Origin of the sequence: Mesorhizobium sp. B2-4-3, from assembly GCF_006442815.1 — a bacterium.
Classification (GTDB): domain Bacteria; phylum Pseudomonadota; class Alphaproteobacteria; order Rhizobiales; family Rhizobiaceae; genus Mesorhizobium.
Map to the genome: position 1 here is coordinate 164,537 of NZ_VFVL01000001.1, position 22,126 is coordinate 186,662.

Genomic DNA, 22,126 nt, shown 5'->3' on the forward strand with positions numbered 1-22,126 from the left:
TGCTGATCGTGCTGATCGCCCTTTGGCTTTGGGCTGACCTGAACAGCAGACGCCCCAGTGGCGGCGCCCAGCAACCCTCGCCGCACGCTATCGACCAAGGTGGCTGAGGTACGGCCAGCTCACCGGCCACCGTGTCGCGCTTCAGCTTGCAGCCTCGCGATCGAGCATGTCCGGATCGTTGCCGTATTTCAGGATCGGCGCCACCCTGCTTGGAATAGCGCTCGCGCGGAGCCTGCATTGATCCCAGCCGTGTCGTCCCGCGACCCGCGCTCGCCGGACGACACGTTTATTGTCAATGCACGAAGCGGCTCCTGAGCCAGGCGAGAACCCGATTGCCTTTTACGATCCTGCGAACTCGCGCGGCCGCCCAGCTCGCCTGCATCGTGGCGCCGGCATGACAGCTGCAGACGACGTCATGCAACTGCCAATCGGAAAGCTCGAAGAAGCGCTTCGCCTCGCCATAGGTGTCCGATTGCAATCCGGCTGCGCGCAGCAACGGATCATCGAACGCAACCGTAAGCGGCGATCCGTCCGCCCGCACCCGTTCGCGAACTCCCGGATCGACATATTCGGTGCCGGTCAGCGCGGAGAGGCAGCGCAGGGGGTTGCGGTCGAGCAGTTCCGCCCACCGCTCGATCCGCTGCGTTCTCGTTGCAAGGGGGATCAATCCGAGCCGGTCGACGACCGCCACCGATTGAAGTTCGTATGAGGTCTGATGCTTCATTGCTGTCTCCTGTGGTTCTTGGCGGCATCCGCACCGCGGCAGAATCCTGCCGGGGCATGAAGCCCACGCCTGCGAGCGCAGGCCGACAGGTGTTGCCCACCCCGTCTTCAATAGCCACCTGGCACGGCGTCTGAAGCGAACCCCGAACTGCCAGCGATCTCGTATGTTCCAGCCATCCTTCGCGACGATGGGCAAGCGTTTGAACCTGAAGCAAACGGAACATCGTGGAGAACGCAGGTCAAACGCCTGACCATGGTGTTCTTCGAGCTGGCTCGGCGCAATCCGCGACCAACTGGCCTGCGAGTTCGATCAAATGACGGATCGGCGCGGGATGTGTTGCTGCGCCGTGGTTGCGACGCTGCCGATGGGATTCGGACCTGCCTGCTCGTTGCCGAGACGGAGTTCTATCACGTCGGAGCCCAACAAGGCGGCGCGCGCCTCGAAGAGACGAAGAAACTCGGGTCTGAGCCCATCGCCCCGTGAATTCGCAAGCGTATGCAGTGACATGAAGGGATGCATTATCATACCTTTCATCATACCTTTCACAGACGCCGACTTCCCTCACATCGCGGTGGTTGCCCTTTCCTGCCTTGCTTCTTCGAAATCGACGGACAAGACGACATCACCGCCGCCGCCACGAACCCGAACCGCCCAACCGTCCTGACGCGGTTCGGCCGCATCGTCGAGCAGATCGACCGCCGACCGCAGCGCCTCGTCATGAACAGCTTCGAGGTTGGGCAAGTCCACGCCTTCGACCCGCCTCACACTGCCGCCGTCGCGATATTCGAATGTGTACGGACCCTGGCCCGTGTCTCCTGACCGCTCGACGCCAGGCCGGCCGCGTCCACCTGCCGTCTGGTTGGTCTCGTTCTGCCGGGGAGCCGAACGCCGCGCACTGAAGCATCATCTCTCTGGCGCGATCGATAAGCGCGGCGTCGCTGAGCAACGGGTCGGACACAATCATGGTGACAGCGATCCTTTCCCCGCCCTCGCCAAGAAACTCGACTGTCGCGCCTTTGGGATCGGCATGTATCGCTGTGTCGAGAACTTGCATTCCTGCCTCGTTGTTCCGGTATCGAGGTTACAAGGCTCCCCTGACCCGAAAGTTCCGTCCGAGTTCAAGAATCGATCTCAACCGTGCGCCTGACGTCGCGCAGGCAATGAACTCGAAGGCGCTTGCTTGCTTGATCCCATCTCCTGCCTTGACTGCCGGCTGGAACAGCGGGGCCGGATGCAAGTTTGGGAACAAAGGAGGCGCAAAATGTCACCCAACCAACGCACCGCTGCCGAGTCCCGCGGCGAAATCCAGGCCGGCAGGACCCAGGACAAGACGCCCGGTTTCGATCCGGCGGCGGCGCCGCAGGAGGCTGATGCCGAGGCTGGCGGTGCCGCGACTTCCGTCCAGGCGGCCAAGGCGCGCAAACCCAACTTCACCAACCAGGCGAGCTTTGCCGATGCGATGCGACCGCCGGATAACGCGTCCGACCTGCAGCCGCGCAGGAACGGTCCGGTGCTGGTCATCGTGGCGCTGGTTGTCGTAGCCGCCGTCGCATTTGTTGTCGCGGCAGCCTTTCGCTAGCCGCGAAGGGAACATCGCTCCTCGTTCCAGGTTTGATAGCGCAGGAGGCTGTTGCGATGCCAAGCTTAAGGATTTTGTTTCGCCATCTGTGGCGTCGGAAAGCCCAACCCACCACCGACCCGTCCCCAGTGGATGCCATTGTCCGCCTGCTGCGGGACGCCAATAAGCAGAGCGGCACTGGCGGCATTCGGGATCGGGATTGAGTTCGCTGTTGCGAGGCGACGTGACTTCAGCGGATCGGCAAGGAACAAAGCCGATAACGCACTGTTAGGCGTCCGGCCGAGCTCCCTTACGAAAGCGCCACCATCCAAGGCTCGGATCGTCAGGGCGAGACGATCGCCCCAAGCCGCAGGAGGATATGATGCCGCTCACCGCATTCGCGCTCAATTGCACGCTCAAAATGCCGACGGATGGCGGACCGGGCTTCACCGGCAAGGCGCCGGGCGGACCGAGCCGCTGGAGCACGGAGCGCAGCGGAGCATGGGAACCCGTGAAGCCGGAACTGGTCGTCGAAGTTCGTTTCGACCATGTCACCAGCGACCGTTTCCGCCATGGCACAAAGCTTTTGCGCTGGCGGCCTGACAAAGCGCCCCGCCAATGCACGTTCGAGCAGATCGCGTAGCTGCGCCCTTGCCGGAACAATCGACCGCCAGGGCGGTTCCTGAAAGGAAACAGCCAGCCGAGTATTGGAGAACGATATGGACCCTCGTAACAAGCAGCGATCCGCACGGCAGGACGAAGCCGAAGCGCCGACCATCGAACAGCAGGACTGGGATTCCTTCGAGGGCAACAAAGTGCTTCCTGACAGCGTCGTCACCGAGAACGGTCCTGATCCGGGCGAGACCGAGGGGGCCTTGCCCGAAGAGGATGATGACAATCCCGATCAAGAGAGCGACGAGGCTCTGCCGGACGACGAGGAGGAACGAGTGCTGTCGCAAGATCCTTCCAAGGAAGGCAGCCGCTTCGACGAGGTCTAAAGTTCAGATTTCGATCAGTGCGTAAGGCCGGCCCGTCGGCTTCGTGATGTGCATGGCGACGTTGTAGACTTTGGCGCCGCCGGGCGTCTGGCCTTCGTAGCTGCCGCGATGCGCATGGCCGTGCACGACAGCGCTCACCTTGAACCGGTCGATCGTTTCCGCAAGCCGGGATGATCCGAGGAAGGGGAAGATTTCCGGCGGCTCGCCGGCGACCGTCTCCGGGATCGGCGCGTAGTGAAGCACCACAAGCGTGCGTTTGGCGCGAACTTGCCGCATGGCGTTCTCAAGCCGCATCGCTTCATTGACGCTCTCGGCCACCATGGCTTTGATTGCCGGCTCGCCGAATGAGCCGAGCATCCTTGAGCCGAAACCGCCGACAAAACCCTTGACGCCGACAAAGCCGACATCCATCAATTCCGTCGCTTGCCCATCGAGGAGATGGACGCCGGCCTGACGGAGCGTCGCCGCGATCTGGTCGGCGCAGCCGGATTCGTAATCGTGATTGCCGAGCACAGCGACGATGGGGATCGAGCAGGCGCGCAGGTCCTCGGCAAGAAGCTCGGCCTCTTTGGGCTTGCCGAGATTGGTGAGATCGCCGGTAAGCACCAGGATGTCGGCTTCGCGCGAAACCTCGCCGAACAGATCGCGGTAGGATGTCTGCGAATCTTCTTGAACATGCAGATCGCCCATGGCGGCGACTTTGACCTTTCCGTTGCCGTTCGATTTGCGGTCTGCCTTGCTTCGTTCAGCCATCGCGGAATTCTCCAACGCCGCCGACGCCCGCGAAGCCCCATTCCTTCACGTCGATCTCATAATCGATCTGCGACAGCAGTCGGCCACGGCAGATCTTCATTCTGGGCGACGGCAGCCGCCGCTGTGTGGCCAGCCGCTTGAGCAGATCATCGAGCAGCCAGTCGGGGACGAGGTCGCGCTCGCTCGGATAGATCCAGCGGAAGTTGAGCAGCTGCATCAAAAGAACCTCCCAGTGGACGTCGAGATAGGAAAGCAGCCTGTGCCAGTCGATCTGGTCATGCGCCTTGAGGACGGTGTGGGCAATGTCGGCGCCATCGTGACGGCCCCTGTCCTGGATGAAGCATTTCGACCAGATGAGTTCCGTGGGTCCGATGATCCGGACACGGCTGCCGAGCAGCTCAACCTGCCGGGCATGCTCCAGCCACTGGTCCTCGACCTGCATGGTGCCGTTGGCTGATGCAAAGATCACATCGAAGAAATGCGGGCCTTCGAAGACCTTCCCCAGCCAGCGATCATCCTCGATCTCGACGGCGTAGCCGATATCCTTGAAATGGGCGAGGACGCGCGGGCAGTCGCCGGCCTTGCAGAAGATATCGAGGTCCTTGGTCTGGCGCACGACGCCGGTATAGGCGCTTACCGCATAGGTGCCGGCAACCAGGAAGGGAATATCGGTGGCGGCGAGTTCGCGGATCGCATTCGTGTAGAAGGCCTCCGCCTCGGCGCTCTTCAGCGTTGGCTCCGCCTTTGCGTCGATCACCGGTAGCGTCGCCAGCACTCCCGGCAACTCGTCGTTGGTCATCACCGTTGCTCCGGCTTTTGATCTTCATCCACCTGTTCCGGTAAACAGCGGTAATCCAACGTTGTTCCGCGTTCGACGTCACGCTTCCATGACGAGCTCGCCTGGACAGAAGCGCTAGTCTCCTTCCTCTTGATAGAGGCGTTCGACCGCCCGGTCGCTCTCGCGCCGCTCCGCCGGTCCTCGGCGGCGGCGTGTAACGAGGACGTAGATGATCGCAAGCAGGAGGATGAGGGGACCGCCCGCGACGACGATGAGCCACAAATCGGTGCCGGACATTGCTCCTCCCTTCCCGGATCGAAGGTGCCGCTCCAGCAACGAGGATGTTGCTGGCATGTGCGCTAACCAGTGAAGGGTTCAAATGTTCCGGCCGGCACGCCAAACGATCCGCGGACCGCTGTCGATGGCTTGAGCACGCCTGACGCGGTTTGGCAGGCCATCTCGCCCAGATCGAAACTCTGCCGCCGCGTTCGCCGGCGCTGGAACATAGCGGCGTCAGAGGGGTTGGAGATCAAAGCGATAGCCAATCGAGCTCCACCATGAACCCCTCCACCACCAACCATATCGAAATTCGCAAATACAACCACCCGACCGGTGGATGGGGATCCCTCAGATCGCTGATCCGCAAGGCTCGCGCAGAAGGTCTGCTGACGTCCGGCATCTGGAGCACGTTGCTCAAGCAGAACAAGGCGGACGGCTATATGTGCGTCTCCTGCTCCTGGGCGAAGCCCGCCGAGCCCCGGCCGTTCGAGTTTTGCGAGAACGGCGCCAAGGCTACGATATGGGACCAGACGAAACGGCGTTGCGGCCCGGAGTTCTTCGCGGCGCATTCCGTCAACGAGCTGCTCGACTGGCCCGATCACGATCTGGAAAAGCAGGGTCGGTTGCTTGAGCCGATGCGCTACAACGAGGTCACCGACAAATATGAGCCGGTCTCGTGGGAGACCGCCTTCCGGGATATCGGCGAAGAGCTCAGGAAGCTCGACCCGAAATCGGCCGTGTTCTACACCTCGGGCCGCGCCTCGCTCGAGGCATCGTTCATGTATCAGCTTTTCGCGCGCACCTACGGCTCGGGCAATCTGCCGGACTCTTCGAACATGTGCCACGAGTCGACCTCGGTCGGTCTGCCGGAGTCGATCGGCTCGCCGGTCGGCACCGTTCAGTTGGAGGATTTCAGCCATTGTGACCTGATGTTCTTCTTCGGCCACAACACCGGCGTGACCGCGCCGCGATTGCTTCACCCGATCGAGGAGGCGCGCCAGCGCGGCATACCCGTCATCACCTTCAATCCGCTGCCGGAGCGTGGCCTGAAGCGTTTCAAGAATCCGCAAAACCCGGTTGAAATGCTTTCGCCAGGCGCCGGCACCAAGATGTCCAGCGACTTCTTCCAGATCCGCGGCGGCGGCGACATCGCCGCCATCACCGGCATTGCGAAAGCCGTTCTCGCGCTCGACGACGCGGCGAGGCAGAGTGGCGCGCCGCGCGTCCTCGACATGGCATTCATCGAAGAACACACGCATGGCTTCGACGCGTTCGAGGCCTATCTGCGCCGCACACCATGGGAAAAGGTCGAGATGCGTTCGGGCATCGCGCGCGCCGACCTCGAGCATATAGCGGATGTCTACAGCAAGGCTTCCGCGGTCATCGGCAACTACGGTATGGGCCTGACGCAGCACCGGCACGGGACCGAGAACGTCCATATGCTTTGCAACCTGCTCCTGATGCGCGGCAATATCGGCAAACCAGGCGCCGGCGTGTCCCCGCTTCGCGGCCACTCCAATGTCCAAGGCCAAAGAACCGTCGGCATCTCTGAAAAACCCGAGCTGGTGCCGCTCGACAAGTTTGCCGAATTTTATCGGTTCGAACCGCCACGCGAGAAAGGGCGCGACACCGTCGAGACATGCGAAGGCGTGATCGACGGCTCGGTGAGGGCGTTCATTGGATTGGGCGGCAATTTCGTGCGGGCCGTTCCGGAAACCGGGCTTGTCGAAGACGCCTGGCGACACCTGAGATTGCATGTCCAGATCGCCACGAAGCTCAACCGCAGCCACCTGATCCCGGGAGCCGTCACCTATTTGCTGCCCTGCCTTTCGCGCATCGAGCAGGACCTGCAGGAGACCGGCGAGCAGCATGTCTCCGTGGAGGATTCCACCGCCTGCATCCATGGCTCCTTCGGCTATCGCCCGCCGGCCGGATCCAACCTGCTCTCCGAGCCAAAGATCGTCGCTGAGCTCGCCAAAGCGACAGTTGCCGGCAAGAGCTCAATTCCGTGGGATGAATGGGTGGCTGACTATGCGCGCGTGCGGGACGAGATCGAACGTTGCTATCCGGACCACTTCAGGGACTTCAACAAGCGCTTCCTGGTACCGGGCGGGTTTCATCGCGACATCAAGGCTTCGAGGCGGGTGTGGCTGACCCCCAACAAGAAGGCCAACTTCAAGCCGCCGACGATGCTGGAAACGGACCCGGACATCGACGTCTCGCAATCGGACGTGCTGACGCTGATCACGGTTCGCTCCAATGATCAGTTCAACACGACCATCTACGGCTATCGGGATCGCCTTCGCGGCATCAACGGGACGCGGATGGTGGTGCTCATGAACGAGCACGATATCGAACGGCTGGGACTCCATGACGGACAGGAGATCGATCTGGAATCCGCGGCGGGCGACGATGTCGAGCGCCGTGTGCACGGATTGCGCGTCATTCCCTATTCAATTCCACGCGGCAATTGCGCCGGCTATTATCCCGAGCTCAATCCGCTCATTCCGCTATGGCACCGAGCCGAAAAGGCACATGTGCCGGCGGCAAAATCAGTGCCGGTCCGCGTGATGACGACTAAATCGGCGCCATCTCGTTAGAGCATGGTCCCGAAAAGTGGGAACCGGCTTTCGAAGAGAGATCATGCTCCAACGAAGAGTTAGACCGTGATGGCGATCCAACGAGACGCCATCACGGTCTAGCGCCGACTTGGCGATTGACCAAAAGGCAACGGGACATTCGCGCAAGGGTCCACAGCTGCGGCTGAAGACGCCTCCCCCAGGTCTTCAAGCAATGACATTCGTGCACGGTTCAACCGACTTTTGATGGTACCGATAGCGCAGCCGCAAATGCTCGCTGTCTCCTCATAACTTACGCCGAGGATGGCGATCAGCACCAAGACCTCCCGCTGCTGGGGAGGCAGCTTGCCGATAGCGCCGTGAACCTCCTGGCTACGAAGATGCCATTCCTGGTCACCATAGGTGATTGAACGGCCCGATGCGCAATCATTCACTCCCGGCGCCTCGCGCGTATAGACCTTGTGCTTCGTATAGAAGGTATTGCGCATGATCGTGAACAGCCATGACTTGATCCGGGTGCTAGGTTCGAACTGATCGATATGCGCTATCCCCTTGAGCAGGGTTTCTTGTACAAGATCGTCGGCGTCAGTCTTGTCCCTGCAGAAGGTACGCGCGAAAGCTCTCAAAGCCGGGATCAGGTCGACGATCGTCGCTTCATTTTGGAGGGCCGACGAGCCGGAATTCATCGGCCGCAAAAATGCCTCCGCAGGGAACCGTTTGGATTGGATAGCCAGAAAGCTAATGCGCTGCGAGCATGGAGGTTCCTGTCGCCTCAACAATTGATGCTCATTTCCGGTCATAATTTCGCGTGTCGTCTTTTGCTCGGGGCAGCGGCCGGATCTTCGGCTCCGGCTTCAGCTCACGTCCGAAACCGACCGCGAAATGTGCTGTCTTGGGTGACCGGAAGGACGCCGCCGGCACCACAGCAATACGAACGGCGATGCGTCAATGCAGCTTGCCGTCGGCGTTCTTGACTTTCAGTTGCGCGGCCGCTTCGAGCTCGCGAGCCAGTTCAGACAGCCGTCGAGAAGTTGGTTCGTCGGCAATGGTCTCAAATGCGGCGGCCAGTTCCTGATCCAGCGTCGACCGCTTGGGGGCAGCAGTTTGAGACGCTGGCGGTATTATGCTGTGTCGACGGAAGGACCTACTCATAACATATGCTAACGCAGCCGCCGTAACCGACAACGAAGTTCCCTTTACTTGCCTTAGAAACTCCCATGTGCTTGGCGGCCGCATTGAGCCTGAAGCCCAAGTCATTCTGGCGCCATGGCGTTGACCTTCCTCTCGGCAATCTCCGACAGCTTGTCGTCCGCCGCTTTCTCCTCCTTGAGATTTTCCGCCAGGATGGCGGCGCAGTCGACCACGGCCTGGTCGCCCTCGAAGACATAGTCGCCGGCAAGCGCGAAGGTGCCGGCCGAGCTGCCGTCGATGTCGACGATCTTGATGCCTTCGCTGGTCTGCGCGCCCGCGCCGCCGACATTGGTGACCGCAAGGACGCCGGTGCCGAAGGTGTTGCCATGCACCACCAGCCTGTCGGTGGCAGACGCATCGCCGTCCAGCGCGGCATTGATGAGGATCTTGCCGCCATTGCCGACATAGTCGCCGCTCACCTTCACCGTAAGCACCGTGCCGGGTGCCGCAGCACCGAGCCGCACCGCGCCGTTGTTGTTGAGCGAGGCCACCGTCTGGTCGAAGCCGGCAAGGTCAAGCGTGCCGCTGGAAGCGACGGTGAAGGCCGAACCCGAGCTGAACGTGTCTGCCGCGGCCGCGGCCAGCGTGCCCTGCTGGACAGAGGTGGGTCCCGAGAAGGTCGAACCAGCGGATGTTAGGACAAGCGTTCCGTCTCCTGCTTTGCTGAACGCGCCCAATCCGGTCAATGCCCCGTTCAGGGTCAAGGTGGTATCGGCGTCGGTCGAGATCGTGCCTTGGCCGAGAACGTCGACGGTGCGGTCGCTGGCGAAGCTGGCGGTGGTGTTGAGCGTGCCGCCGTTGAAGGAGAGCCCGCCCGCCAAACGGGAGCCTTCCCCGTCACTGGCGATATTCAACGACTTCGATCATGCGAATTGTGGAAGAATGCCAATTAGTGAGGTTTCCTGGCGAGATCCGCAGCGCTGAACTCTCGACAGATTTCAATTAATTTCGCCTCGTTTGTAACGCCGGCGCGGTATTGGGAGATGATGCGCAGGGCCAGCATTTCTCGCTGGGCCTCACTGTCCTTGAAAGCTTTGCAACAATCAAACACGCGCCCTAGAAGCGCAACTTCCTCCGGACTGAAGGTGTCTCTACGCATGGCAGCCGCCTGCTAAGCTCTCCCACGACGAAAAAGAAAATACCGGGGGACCTCTAAGTCAAGGGATTATTAGGGCCCTTCGGGAGCACGCGCCCCAAACAGCCGCTCCTCACGACCTTCGCCAGATGCGGAACGATAGGCAGCCCAGGCGCATCCTTGCTAACAGCATGGCTGGCAATTTTGTCGTCGGACAACCGTGGAGCGGCGACGGGCTCTCGTGGGATATCCTTACGACGACATGACATGCTCCGCCAGGAGGCGTGCCATTAGTTCGAACACCCCCATTGCGGAATGTCCCTGCAGCAAAGAACCCGTCGATACCTATTGATCTCTCAAAACGTTGAAGGTCGGTTGCGCATTGTCGTAACGTCAGCTAGCGGGAGAGTTTGACCGCTCATCCCGCCAAGATGAGCGACAGGATGCTGCACCGAAACAGACGTTTGCGCGCCAACAAAAGTTAACGTGCGGAGCTTGAAGATCAGTAAGCCACGAGGTCAGCCTGTGTCGCCCGAAGCCATACTGACGGGACCATCCGTCGCAAAAGTGCTGGGTGCCCTCCGCAGGATAGCCACCCGTTACCGCGCAGATTCAGAAGACGCCGGTGACGAACTCGTGACGATTGCACTCAAGTCACCATCGCCAGGGGCGAAAACCGACCCTACTCTTCGATATGCGCCGCTTACCACTTCACGCTGAAGCCGAGCTTTGCACCGATTGTCCGGCTGTCGCCGAAGTTCTTCAAGCTCGATTTGGCGAAGGCCTCGCCGAAGACCATGTAGCGTTCGTCGGCCCAGGAGAGCGATCCGCCGACACCCAGGCCACCCCAGAGCGGCTGGTCGTGCTCGTGGAAGGCCGTACCCGATACGTCGACATCGTTGCCGTCGAGGAAGTCGTAGTAGAGGTTGGCGATGCCATAGAGATGCGAGCGGCTCACCTTTCCCTGAGCGCCGGTCCAGGCGTCCTCATAGTCCAGCGACAGGCCGGCGCGGCCGGTCAGGACATCGCTGCCGCTCAGCGACACCGCCGCGTCAAAGGGATCGGTGAAGCTGTTGAAGCGCACCGCGGAATAAGAGAGCTGGGCCTGCGGCGTCAGCGTCCACTTGCCCTGCAGCGCGATCTTCTGGCCGGCCTCGATGCTCAGCGCATAGCCAAACCCGTTGTTGCCCTTGGCGAGATCGGTCCCCAGCGTGGCGGACTTCAGGTTGCTGTCATACCAGGTCACCTCGCCCTGGGCGTCGGTGTAGAAGCCGTTGTCGCCATACCAGGTCAGCGTGCCGCCGAAGCCGTAGCCGGTGGCCTGGACGGAGCCGACGCCGTAGATCGAGGAGATACCGGAAGACGCCGTCCCGTAATGGAAGGTGAGGCCGCCAAGCAGAATGCCGGTGGCATCCTCGTAAAGCAGCCCGTCGATGCCGGACTGCAGCTTCCACGTGGTCACGTCATAGTCGGAGACGGTGGTCGCGCTCTGCGGGCTCTGCCTTGTATGCGCCCCCTCGATGCGGGCCCAGATCGCGCTCTGGGCCGGGACGCTGCCGATCTCGTCGGCGCCCTGGCTTGCACCGGTCCACGAGCGGTTGCCGACGCGCTGCTGCAGGGTGCCGAGCTCGTTGAGGCTCTGCAGCACGCCGGGATAGGCCTCATAGATCGGCACGGCCGGCGAATAGAGCGGATTGTTGATCAGCGCCGAGCGGAGATACCAGTCGCCGTCGGCCGGTGTGCTCACGCCATTCTGGTAAAGCCGATAGGCATAGGCGCCGCTGACCACGGCCTGATCGCCCTGGAAGACATAGTCACCGGCGAGCGTGAAGCTACCGCCCGAGATGCCATCGACATCGACGACCTTGATGCCTTCGACCGTTTGTACCCCTGCCCCGCCGACATTGGTGACCGCAAGGATCCCGGTGCCGGAGGTGCTGCCATGCACAACCAGCTTGTCGGCGGTCGAAGCATCGCCATCGAGCGCGGCATTGAGGAAGATGGTGCCGCCGGCGCCGGTGTAGTCGCCATTGATGGTCAGCGTCGTGCCGGGCGCGCCATTGAGACGCACCGAGCCGCTGTTGTTGAGTGAGGCGACGGCCTGGTTGAAGCCACCGAGATCGAGCGTCGCGCCGGAAGCGACGGCGAATGCCGAGCCGGAACCAAGCATGTCCGCCGCGCCCGCGGCCAGCGTGCCCTGCTGGACAGAGGTGGGACCCGAGAAGGTCGAGCCTCCCGCCGCCAGAACAAGCTTTCCATCTCCTGCTTTGTTGAACGCACCCGACCCGGTCAATGCCCCGTTCAGGGTCAAGGTCGTATCGGCGGCGGTCGAGATCGTGCCCGAGCTCATCACGTTGACCGCACGCGAGGTGGCGAAGCTGTCGGTCGTGCTGAGCGTGCCGCCATCGAAGCTGAGCGCGCCGGCGGCATCGCCCAGATTGGCGTCCTGTGAGACCTGCAACGTGCCGCCATTGACCGCGGTGCCGCCCGTATAGCTGTTGGTGCCGGTCAGGACCAGCGTGCCGCGATCCGACTTTACCAGTTGCGCGTCGCCCGAGAGAGCCGAGGCGATCGTTGCGGTCATCCCTGCGCCCGCCGCCGTGCCGTCGCCGACGACGATGCTGCTCGACGGGCCGACAAGCTCGATCCCGTCGCCTTTGACGACGTAACCGTCGGTCATGAACTGCATGCCCGATGCAGCCACCTGGCCGAGACCGTTGTCCACCGTCACCGTTCCCGCCTGGCCCGCGAAGATCGCAAAGGAGGCGTCGGCGAAGCCGGCATTGGCCGTACCCGTCTCATTTGCCCAATTGTCGTTGCCGGCGGCCGACTGCCAGACGCCGTCGCCGCCATTGACCGCGCCGTTGTTCTTCGGACCGGCATTGCCGTCCCAGTAGTTGAAGGTGAGCCCTTCCGTGTTGACGAGGTTCACCTGGTGGTCGATCGAGGTCTGGATCGAATAGCCCGACGACGGGATCGTCCCGACCACAAGCCCGTTGTTGGTCAGCGTGCCGTCATAGCTGAAGACGCGATAGACGCCTGGCCCGAAGGTACCGCCGGCGCTCGCGCTGACGTTGAGCGTGCCGTCGAGCACGAGATTGCCGCCGACCGTGGTCAGGTCGTTGAGCGCCCCGCCGGCGACACCCGCCTCGCCAAACGAATAGTTGAGGACCGAGCCGCCGGACAGGTTGAGATTGCCGGCGATCGCGAGCGTGCCCGGCGTGCCGTCGGCCGATCCCGGAGACAGGGTTGCGCCATCGGCAACCGTTACATCGCCGCCGATGACACCCTTGCCGCCGATGGTCGCGCCGCTTCCGACGGCGACCAAACCGGCGACCGCGCTGCTGTCGCCATCGACATAGAGGCCGCCGGCCGTGACCGTGGTTGACCCTGCGTAGCTGTTCGCACCGGTGAGGGTGAGCGCGCCGGCGCCGGTCTTGTTGAGGCCGCCGGCGCCGGTGGCCTGGCCCGATAGGGTAAGGTCGGCGTCGGTCTGGAGCGTGCCGGTGCCCGAGGTCAGGCCAATATCGCGCGACAAGGTGAAGGCCGCGGTGGTCTCAAGCGTCGTGCCGTCGTCCAGGCTCACGCCGCCGGTCGCGTCGCCAAGATTGGCATCGGCCGAAACCTGCAGCGTGCCGCCATGAATGGCGGTGCCGCCGGTGTAGCTGTTGGTGCCGCCGAGCACGAGCGTGCCGAGGTCGGTCTTCGTCAGCTGGCTGGCGCCGGTGAGGTTCGAAGTAACGGTTGCCACATGGGCAGCGCCGACCAGCGTGCCGTCGCCGACGCGGATCGTCGCCTGCGGTCCGTCGAGCGCGATGCCGCCGCCCTGGATCGTGTAGCCGCCGGTCGCAAATTGCATGCCGGTGGAGTGAATGTCTCCCAGGCTGTCGTCGACGTCGACCGTACCGGCAGCGCCCGCGAAGATGGCGAAGACGCCATCCTGGTAGGGAGCGTTGAGCGTCCCGTCATTATTGGTCCAGTTGTCGTTCCCGGCGGAATTCTGCCAGACGCCGTCACCGCCGTTGATCGTTCCGTCGCCTTTCGGCCCGGCTGCGCCGTCCCAGAAGTTGAGCAGCACGCCGGAGGTGTTTACGAGATTGACCTGATGCGCGATCGAGGTCTGCACGCTGTAGTCGCTCGATGAGGTGTCGAGACCCTGATCGTTGAGCATCCCGTCATAGCTGATGACGCGATAGATGCCCGGGCCGAAATTGCCGCCGGAGGCTTCGGTGACGTTGATCGTGCCGTCGAGCGCCAGATTGCCGTGCACGACCGTGAGGTCATTGTAGGCGCCACCAACGACGCCAGCCTGGCCGAACGAGTAATCGAGGTTCGAGCCGTCGGCCAGTTCGAGGTTGCCGTTGATGGTGAGCATGCCGGGGGTAATGCCGACACTGCCAGGGGCCAGCGTAGCGCCTGGCCCCAAGCTTACGTCGCCGCCGATTATGCCATTGCCGCCCAGCGTGCCTGCGTTGACGGACGTCAGGCCTGTCGCGGCGCTCTGATCGCCGTCGATGTAGAGAGAGCCGGCAAATACCGACGTCGTGCCCGCATAGGTGTTGTCGGCTGTGAGCACCGTAGTGCCGGTGCCCACCTGTGTGACCTCCCCCGTGCCCGAGATCAGGCCGTCGAAGCTATAGGTGTCGGAGCGATCGAAGCCCAGATTGCCGTTGTCGACGACATCGCCCTGGATCGAGCCCGTGGTGCCTCCGGTACCAAGCTGCAGAACCCCGCTCGCAATGGTCGTGCCACCGGTATAGGTGTTGTCGCCGCTGAGGGCGAGGAATCCAGGACCGCCCGCCGTGAGTGCGCCGGTCCCGCCTATGGTGCCGGCCCATTCCACGAAGTTGTCAACGGCGATCGTACCGCCACCGGCGTTGAGCGTTGCGTCTCGAGCGGACGTCAGGCCTGACCCGGTCACATGCAACGTGCCGCCATCGAAGGTGACCTTGCCGGCCGCATTGCCGAGATTGGCATCGGCCGTGATCTGGACGGTGCCGCCATTGATGACGGTGCCGCCCTGATAGCTGTTGGCGCCGCTGAGCACGAGCGTGCCGCCGCCCTCCTTGGTCAAGGCCCCGGAACCGCTCACCGTGTTGGTGAGCGCCAGGCTGGTCGCGCCGTCGGTGTCGAAGGTGCCGCCGCCGGCATTGAGCGTCACGGCGCGGGCAGACGTGATATCGGCCGTCGTGTGCAGCGTGCCGCCGTTCAGCGAAAGGCCGCCGGACGCGTCGCCGAGATTGTTGTCCGCCGCGATCTGAACCGTGCCGCCATTGATCGCCGTGCCGCCGTTGTAACTGTTGGTGCCGGACAGCACCAGCGTGCCGAGGTCCGTCTTCAGTAGCTGGCTGTTGCCGGTGAGGTTCGAGCTGATTGTCGCCACATAGGTCGCGCTCGCCGCCGTGCCGTCACCGACGCGGATGGTCGATTGCGGCCCGACCAAAGCGACGTCGCCGCCCTGGATGAGATAGCCGCCGGCGGCGAACTGCATGCCCGCCGCCTGCACCTGCCCGTTGGTGTTGTCGACCGTGACCGTCCCGGCAGCACCCTGGAAGATGGCGAAGCTGGCATTGGCGAAGGGCGCGGCGAAAGTGCCGGTGGCGTCGGTCCAGTTCTGGTCGCCCGCGGCGCGCCAGGTGCCACTACCGCCATCCACCACACCATTGGAGTGGGAGCCGGCATTGCCGTCCCAAAAGCTGAGCTGCAGCCCCGCCGAATTGACGAGGTTGACCTGGCTGGCGACCGAGGTCTGCACGAAATAGTCGGGCGAGGTGACGTTGAGCCCGTTGTTTGTCAGCGAGCCGCCGTAGTTGAAGATGCGATAGACGCCGGGGCCGAAATTGCCGCCCGGCGTCTGCGTGACATTGAGCGTGCCGTCGAGCGTGAGATTGCCGGCGACATCGACGAGGTCGTTGAGCGGACCGCCGACTGTATCGGCCTGACCGAAATTGACGTTGAGGTTGGAGTTCCCCAACGCAAGATCGCCATTGATGGTCAGCGTGCCCGGGGCGTTGCCGGCGCCGCCGGGGCTCAGCATGCCGCCGTCCGCCACCGTGACGCTGCCGCCGATCGTGCCTGTGCCGCCCAGCGTCGCGCCGCTCGCGACATTGGTCTGTCCCGTCGCGCCCGACTGGTTGCCGTTGACGAGCAGCGTGCCGGCGTTGACATTGGTCGTGCCGGTATAGCCGTTGTTGCCGGTCAGCGTCGTGATGCCGGTGCCGAGCTGGGTCACGCCGCCGCTGCCGGAGATCGCAGCCCCGAAACTGTAATTGCTGGTCAGGTTGAAGGCCAGAACGCCGTTGTTCGTCACGGTCGGTGTCGCCAGCGCACCGGCGATGGCGCCGTTGCCGACTTGCAGCGTCCCCCCCGAAATCATCGTGCCGGCGCTGTAGCTGTGATTGCCGGTCAGTACCAGCGTACCGGAGCCCTGCTTGTCCAGGGTTTCGAAGCCCGTCACGTTGCTGCTGTCCAGGATGCGGCCCGCGATGGTATTCACCTGCAGCGTGTCGCCCGCGCCGGTCTCGCCGCCGGTGCCGGCATTGACCGTCCCAGCGACGGCCCCGCCGTCCTGGAGCGTCAGCGTGTCGTTGCCGGCACCAAGGTTGAGCGCCCCGGCGCCGGTGTTCAGCATGCCGGCCAGATTGACGGTATCGCTGCCGCCGCCAAGGTCGCCTGTCGCGCGGAGAATACCGCCAGCGTTGATGTTGATGGTGCTGTTACCAATATCGCCGGTGATGGCTGTCTGGGCTGGCCCCGCAGCCTGGACCGTGCCGCCGACGGTCAAAGTGGAACTGCCGGTCATGGCGATGGTCGGCGTTTGCAGGCCGCCAGCCACCTGCAATGTGCCGGCGCTGATAGTGGTCGCGCCAATCGCATTGTTGGGCGATGTCAGCACGCTTGTGCCCGTACCGATCTGCGCCAAGGTGCCAGGCCCGCTCAGCGTGCCGCTGAAGGTGAAGGTGTCGCTGCGATTGAGGGACAGGGTGGACGTTGACGAATTGACGATGACATTGCCGACACCTGCATTGCCGGTCGTGCCGCCGTTGCCGACCATCAGATTGCCGTCGTTGATGACGGTGTTGCCCGAATAACTGTTGTTGCCGGTGAGAACCCAGGTGCCGCTGTCGTTCTTGGCGAGCGTCGTGGCGCCGGTGCCGTTGTCGCCGATGGCGCCACCCATCGTGTTGAGGCCGGTATTGGTGCCGCCCAGAGCAATCGTGCGTGTCGCGTTGGTGCCGGTCAGGCCGACCGTCCCGGTGTTCGCGAAGACGAGCGCGCCGGTTCCCGAGGACTGGATATAGGTCACGCCGGTATCGAGCGTGAATTGACGGTCGGTCGTGTCGCCCGTGCCGACATAACGCAACGTCGAATCCTTGCCGATCACCAGGTTGCCGGCAGCGTTGGAGGACGCACCGATGCTGCTGGCCATGCCGCCATCGGCCAGCTTGTCGACGATCAATATGCCGCCGCCGATGGTGGTCGCGCCGGTATAAGTGCTGGCCTGATTGGTCAGGCGCCAGGTGCCGGTGCCGGTCTTGGCGAGCGAGGTGAGGCCGGCGACGTTGTCGTCCAGCCGTGCAGCCAGGACATTGGTGCCGGTATTGGTGCCAGCCAAGGTCAACGTGCGTGTGGCATTGCCGGCGAGGGTTACCGGGCCGCCGTAGGTGAACTGTATGGCGCCGGTGCCGGAAGAATCGAGCGTGGCGCCGCCCGCGCCCAGCGTGAACTGCCGGTCCGTCGTGGTGGCCGCGCCAACATATTGCAGGGTAGCGCCGTTGCCGATCACTAGGTTCGCCGGGCTGGAAGACGATGCGCCGATCGAGCTATTGACGCCTCCGTTCGTCAGGCAGGTGACCTGGAGCGTGCCGGCATTGATCACGGTGCTGCCGCTATAGCTGCTGTTGCAGCCGGAGAGCGCCTGGCTATTGGCGCCGTTCTTGATCAGCCCGCCGGTGCCGCTGATGGCGCCGGCATAAGTGTAGTTGCCGAGGCTGTTGATCGTCAGCGTCGCATTGCCCAGGCTGACGTTCCCGCCGATGGTGCCGCCGCCGTTAAGGCCGCTCACCACCGTGTCGTAACCGTCGAGGTCAAGCAGTACGCCGGCCGTGTTGTTCAGGGTCATGACGCCCTGCGGGCCAAAGGCATTGGTCGTCGCCGCGCGCAAGGTACCGCCCGACACCGTGGTATTTCCCGTCGAGGTGTTGGTGCCGGACAGGATCAGCGTGCCGGGGCCGGCCTTGGCGAGGCTGCCTGCCCCGATGACATTGCCGGTGAAGGTCATCGTAGTGGTGGCGTTGGATATGCCAATGGTACCGGTTCCGCCCGCCAACTGGAAACCACGGTCGGTGGTGACGGTGCCACCGGTGTAGGTGAGCGTGCCGTTGGTGAAAATCAGATTGGTGGGCGCGCTCCCCGAGGCGCCGATGCCGCTGGTCTGCCCGCCATTGCGGATGCAGTCGGTGCTGATGGCGCCCTGCAGGTTGGTGGACCCGGTGTAGCTGTTGTTGCAGCCGGAGAAGGTCTGGGTGCCGCCGCCGGTGCGCAGGACGCCGCCGGTGCCGCTGATCGTGCCCGCATAGCTGCCGTTGCCGCCGTTGATCTGCAAGATCGCCGAGCCCAGCGTCACATTCCCGCCATTGGCGCCGCCGCCGTTCAGTGGGCCGATGACATTGTTGAAATTGTTCAGGTCGAGCAGCACGCCCGCCGTATTGGCGAGCGTCATCGGTCCGCTGTTGCCCAGCACGTTTGCCGCGCCGGCACGCAGGATGCCGCTGTTGACAGTATTGCCGCCGGTATAGGTATTGGCCGCGGTCAGGATCAGCGTGCCTGCGCCGTTCTTCGTGAGGCCGCCGCCGCCCACCACCTGGCCGCCGACCGTCAACGTCGTGCCGGCCGTGCTGACATCGACGATGCCGCCGCCGGTCCCCAGCGTGAAGCCGCGATTGGTGGTGGTGGTGACGCCGGTATAGCGCAACCCGCCGCCGCCGCTCAGCGTCAGGTTGGCCGGAGCGCTGCTGCTCTGGCCGATCGGGCTGACTTGCCCGCCGTTGGGTAACGTGCTCACAGCCAACAGGCCGCCGGTGACGGCAACGGCGCCGGTAAAGTCGTTATTGGAGTTGGCGAGCGTCAGCGTGCCTGCGCCACTCTTGGTGAAGTCGGCGCCATCGGCGCTGGTGACGAGACCTGAAAAGACGAGATTGGCGTTCGCATTGGTGACCTCGATCCCGGCGCCCAGGATGGCGCCCGACTTGCCGAAGGTGAAACCGCGGTCGCTGGTATCACCCGTGCCGGTATAGCGCAGCGTGCTGCCTTCCAGCACCAAGTTGGACGAATCCGCCGAGGAGGCGCCGATGCTGCTCGCCGTGCCGCCATTGCCGATACTTGCCACCGCCAACGTGCCCTGCACGACGCGGGTGGCGCCCGTATAGCTGTTGGCGGTGTTGGTGAGCGTGACGAGTCCCGTGCCCGCCTTGGTGAACCCCATGCCCGGACCGTTGTCGACGATCTGCGAAGCGATGGTGAAATTGCCGGTGCTGTTCTGCTGGATTCCCAGCACGCCGCCATTGGCGCCGGTCATCTTGCCGCCGGTGATGAGCTGGTTGTTGCCCAGCACTGTCGGCGCCACGATGATCGTGCCGTCCACGCCCAGCGTCTCACCGGGGCTGACGGTCACGGTGGTGGAGACCGCCTGGGTGTAGCGCAGCCCGCCCAGCTGCTTGGTGCCGGTCACCGTGCCGAAGAAGCCATTCACATCGGTGATGAACTCGTTGTCCAGCCAGTTGGCGGCATTGTCCTTGTCGGTGTAATCGGCGTCGGTGAAGGCGAGGATGTTGCCGCCCACCACCTTCGCATAGTCGGTGCCATTGACTGTGGCCCAGCCGCCGAGGGCCGTGTTGGTGGTGGTGATGTTACCGCTGGTCGGCAAGTTGAAGTTCATCAGCCCGCCGGTGCGGGTGATGGCGCCGAGATTGACGGTCAGGCTGCCACCGGTGCCGGATACCGCACTGATCGTGTTGTTGCCGGCGCTGATCGTCAAGCCGTCGAAGGTCTGCGTGTCGGTTTCGTTCGCGGCGCCGGTCACCTTTAGCGTGCCGCCGGTCATGACCAGGGCGGAACCGCTGCCGACGATATTGCTCGTCGGGCCGCCGGCCGCGCTGAAGTCGAGAGCCAGCGTGCCTCCGCCGATGGTCGTATCGCCGGTATAGGTGCTCGCACCGGTCAGCGTCTGGACGCTGTTGCCCGTTTTGCTGAGCCCGCCGCTGCCGGAGATGCTGCCGCCGAAGCTCGCGGTGGTGCCCGTCGGCCCGTCGATCGTCAGCTTCGCGGCGCCGAGGGCCAGCGTGCCGCCGGTGCCGGTAAGGGCGGTCAGCGTCTGGTCGAAGCCGTTGAGGCCCAGCGTGCCGCCGTTGACCTGGAAGGTCTTCGAGCCGGCGAAGGCCGTGGCCGATCCCGCGCGCAGCGTGCCGCTGTCGACGATGGTCTGACCGGTATAGGTGTTCGCGCCCGAAACGACCCAGCTTCCGGCTCCTGCGCCGCGCAGGTTGCCAGCGCCCGAGATCACCCCCGAAACCAAATTGTCCGCGCCCGTGAAACTTCCGCCCAGCGTGCCGGTGCCACTAAGGCCCATGCTCCCGCTTAACGCCAGCGCGCCCGTCCCGTCATTGCTGAGCGTGCCGCTGAGGCTCCAGCCGCGGTCGGTGCTGGTGCCCGCCCCGACATAGCTCAGGGTTCCGCTGACACCTGTCGAACTTCCCGCTCCTACCGAACTGGCGATGCCAGCATTCGCCAGAGTGCCCGCTTCCACCTTTCCCGCGCCGCCGATGCTGCCGACTGAAAACGTGTTGGCATCGCCAAGCCTCAGGACCTGTCCGGCATTCGCGTTGAAAACGACGTTATTTCCGCTGATGACGCCAAGCAGCTCAAGGTCGGCCGTTGCCGCCGTGAAAGAAGGCGCCTGAGCGAGAGAAGTCTTGTTCACCGAAATGGCGCCCGTCAGCGTTAGTGTCCCGGTGCCGCTGTTGCTCAGGCCCGTACCGCGATAGCCGTTGGAGGTCAGGGCCCAATTGCGGTTCGACACATCGCCATCACCGATATAGATGGCGATGCGAGTCCCAGCGGTTCCGCTTGGATTCGATATGCCGATGGTGCCGGCTGCGGCCGTGGTTGGCGCTCCTAGGGAACTGGCCTGACCCAGATTGCCGATCGAGGTGAAGGTGGAGCTGCCAGCGCCAACGAAGGTGGTTGCACCGGTGTAGTTGTTGGTATCGTCGGTCAGGTTAACCCCTGGGTTGACGGAAAGGCCGCCCGTGCCGGCGAAATGGGCGCCGCCGATACCCGCCCCCAAGAGGGTGACTGCCGTGCCGCTCAGCGTGACGGTGCGTCCAGCCAGGCTGCCGCCGGTCGTGCCGATGTTCAGCGCCCCACCAGAGATGATGATGTTGTTACCGACATCGCCTAGAGCCGCGGCGCCGCTCGCGGTTAACGTGCCGTTGACGTTGATATCGCCCACGAAGCTGTTGATGCCGGTCAGCGAGAGCGCGCCGCCGGTGACCACGGGGCTGCTGCCGAAGCTGTTGTTGCCAATGAGGGACAAGGTGCCGGCATTCACGGTGAGGCCGCCGGCGAAGCTGTTGTTGCCCGTCAGCGTCAGCGTTCCGGCGCCGGCCTTGATCACTGCGCCCGCGCCGTTGATCGTCGAGTTGATCGTCGCCGAACCGGTTGTGACCGAAAGCGTGGGGTCGACGCCGTCGAGAGTGAGCGTGCTGCCTGTTACGGTGTAGCCGCTGACCTCGAAGGTCATGTTGTGGACGGTGATCGGCGCGCCGAGCGTAATGGTGCCCGCCGTGCCGCCAAGGAAGGCGTCGTCGAGCGCGCCGTTGTTCCAGGCACCATAGGGGCCGCTTACACCGTCATTGCTGGCGCTCCAGACCGGATCGCTGAGATTCCAGATGCCAGTGCCACCGCGGTTCAGCGATGTGTTGTTGACGTCCCAGTAGAGGTTGGCTGCCGGAGCGGCTGTCGTGGCAAGCCCTGTGAGCAGCGCCAGCAGTGGAAGCTCGCTCAACATTCCGCGGGTGGTGCGTGCGAAGCGGCCGACCGCCTGGGGGGCGTAGCTGGCCGCTTGTCCCTTCCATTTCGTCATGCGTCCGCCGCGAATCGCTCGCGGGCGACAAGATTGTGCAGTTGGATCC

The 22,126-nt window shown here is 63.6% G+C and carries 12 protein-coding genes and 1 pseudogene; 4 read left to right on the forward strand and 9 right to left on the reverse strand.

Features of this window, described 5'->3' with window-relative positions:
• Window positions 1-292 precede the first annotated feature (292 nt).
• Both FJ956_RS00770 and FJ956_RS00775 read right to left on the reverse strand, forming a co-directional pair.
• The gene (locus FJ956_RS00770) at window positions 293-724 is read right to left on the reverse strand and encodes a hypothetical protein (protein ID WP_140684020.1); all 432 of its coding nucleotides are present in this window, start codon (window positions 722-724) and stop codon (window positions 293-295) included.
• 561 nt (window positions 725-1,285) lie between these two features.
• Window positions 1,286-1,465, reverse strand: a complete 180-nt coding sequence (locus FJ956_RS00775) for a hypothetical protein (RefSeq protein WP_140684022.1) — start codon at window positions 1,463-1,465, stop codon at window positions 1,286-1,288.
• A gap of 520 nt (window positions 1,466-1,985) precedes the next feature.
• Here FJ956_RS00775 and FJ956_RS00780 point away from each other — a divergent pair.
• The 3 genes and pseudogenes from FJ956_RS00780 to FJ956_RS00790 all read left to right on the forward strand — a co-directional run bounded on the left by FJ956_RS00780 (window position 1,986) and on the right by FJ956_RS00790 (window position 3,280).
• The gene (locus FJ956_RS00780) at window positions 1,986-2,303 is read left to right on the forward strand and encodes a hypothetical protein (RefSeq protein ID WP_140684024.1); all 318 of its coding nucleotides are present in this window, start codon (window positions 1,986-1,988) and stop codon (window positions 2,301-2,303) included.
• Window positions 2,304-2,721: 418 nt separating this feature from the next.
• Window positions 2,722-2,925: pseudogene (locus tag FJ956_RS00785) on the forward strand (ATP-dependent DNA ligase); the annotation flags it as partial.
• 76 nt (window positions 2,926-3,001) lie between these two features.
• Window positions 3,002-3,280 carry a hypothetical protein gene (locus FJ956_RS00790; RefSeq protein ID WP_140684038.1) on the forward strand — a complete coding sequence of 93 codons (279 nt, stop codon included), beginning with the start codon at window positions 3,002-3,004 and terminating at the stop codon, window positions 3,278-3,280.
• Window positions 3,281-3,283: 3 nt separating this feature from the next.
• On the opposite strand, the gene FJ956_RS00795 is transcribed toward FJ956_RS00790, so the two are convergent.
• The 3 genes from FJ956_RS00795 to FJ956_RS30410 form a co-directional block, all read right to left on the reverse strand.
• Complete coding sequence (locus tag FJ956_RS00795; RefSeq protein ID WP_140684026.1) at window positions 3,284-4,033, reverse strand: metallophosphoesterase; 750 nt, start codon at window positions 4,031-4,033, stop codon at window positions 3,284-3,286.
• On the reverse strand, window positions 4,026-4,832 hold the full coding sequence (locus tag FJ956_RS00800) for a nucleotidyltransferase (protein WP_140684028.1): 807 nt from the start codon (window positions 4,830-4,832) through the stop codon (window positions 4,026-4,028). The genes FJ956_RS00795 and FJ956_RS00800 overlap by 8 nt, the downstream gene beginning before the upstream one ends.
• Window positions 4,833-4,946: 114 nt before the next feature.
• Window positions 4,947-5,108: a hypothetical protein gene (locus FJ956_RS30410; protein WP_181170376.1), complete on the reverse strand. Its 162-nt coding sequence runs from the start codon at window positions 5,106-5,108 to the stop codon at window positions 4,947-4,949.
• A gap of 260 nt (window positions 5,109-5,368) precedes the next feature.
• Between FJ956_RS30410 and FJ956_RS00805 the strand changes: the two genes are divergently transcribed.
• Window positions 5,369-7,690 (forward strand): FdhF/YdeP family oxidoreductase, encoded by a 2,322-nt coding sequence (locus FJ956_RS00805; RefSeq protein ID WP_140684030.1) that lies wholly within the window; start codon window positions 5,369-5,371, stop codon window positions 7,688-7,690.
• Window positions 7,691-7,788: 98 nt separating this feature from the next.
• Here the strand turns inward: FJ956_RS00805 and FJ956_RS00810 are convergent, their stop codons facing one another.
• The 4 genes from FJ956_RS00810 to FJ956_RS00825 all read right to left on the reverse strand — a co-directional run bounded on the left by FJ956_RS00810 (window position 7,789) and on the right by FJ956_RS00825 (window position 22,077).
• On the reverse strand, window positions 7,789-8,355 hold the full coding sequence (locus FJ956_RS00810; protein ID WP_140684040.1) for a sigma-70 family RNA polymerase sigma factor: 567 nt from the start codon (window positions 8,353-8,355) through the stop codon (window positions 7,789-7,791).
• Between the two features lie 567 nt (window positions 8,356-8,922).
• Window positions 8,923-9,681, reverse strand: a complete 759-nt coding sequence (locus FJ956_RS00815; protein ID WP_181170377.1) for an autotransporter outer membrane beta-barrel domain-containing protein — start codon at window positions 9,679-9,681, stop codon at window positions 8,923-8,925.
• Window positions 9,682-9,749: 68 nt separating this feature from the next.
• Entirely contained in the window at window positions 9,750-9,959 is a 210-nt protein-coding gene (locus FJ956_RS00820) for a hypothetical protein (protein ID WP_140684034.1), read from the reverse strand.
• Window positions 9,960-10,638: 679 nt separating this feature from the next.
• The gene (locus FJ956_RS00825) at window positions 10,639-22,077 is read right to left on the reverse strand and encodes an autotransporter-associated beta strand repeat-containing protein (RefSeq protein WP_181181039.1); all 11,439 of its coding nucleotides are present in this window, start codon (window positions 22,075-22,077) and stop codon (window positions 10,639-10,641) included.
• Window positions 22,078-22,126: the final 49 nt, after the last annotated feature.

Bases quoted from the DNA above. Each gene is read 5' to 3' on its own strand.
- FJ956_RS00810 (WP_140684040.1), bottom strand. From the start codon at position 8,355: ATGAATTCCGGCTCGTCGGCCCTCCAAAATGAAGCGACGATCGTCGAC.
- FJ956_RS00820 (WP_140684034.1), bottom strand. From the start codon at position 9,959: ATGCGTAGAGACACCTTCAGTCCGGAGGAAGTTGCGCTTCTAGGGCGC.
- FJ956_RS00825 (WP_181181039.1), bottom strand. From the start codon at position 22,077: ATGACGAAATGGAAGGGACAAGCGGCCAGCTACGCCCCCCAGGCGGTC.
- FJ956_RS00770 (WP_140684020.1), bottom strand. From the start codon at position 724: ATGAAGCATCAGACCTCATACGAACTTCAATCGGTGGCGGTCGTCGAC.
- FJ956_RS00800 (WP_140684028.1), bottom strand. From the start codon at position 4,832: ATGACCAACGACGAGTTGCCGGGAGTGCTGGCGACGCTACCGGTGATC.
- FJ956_RS00805 (WP_140684030.1), top strand. From the start codon at position 5,369: ATGAACCCCTCCACCACCAACCATATCGAAATTCGCAAATACAACCAC.
- FJ956_RS00795 (WP_140684026.1), bottom strand. From the start codon at position 4,033: ATGGCTGAACGAAGCAAGGCAGACCGCAAATCGAACGGCAACGGAAAG.
- FJ956_RS00790 (WP_140684038.1), top strand. From the start codon at position 3,002: ATGGACCCTCGTAACAAGCAGCGATCCGCACGGCAGGACGAAGCCGAA.
- FJ956_RS30410 (WP_181170376.1), bottom strand. From the start codon at position 5,108: ATGTCCGGCACCGATTTGTGGCTCATCGTCGTCGCGGGCGGTCCCCTC.
- FJ956_RS00780 (WP_140684024.1), top strand. From the start codon at position 1,986: ATGTCACCCAACCAACGCACCGCTGCCGAGTCCCGCGGCGAAATCCAG.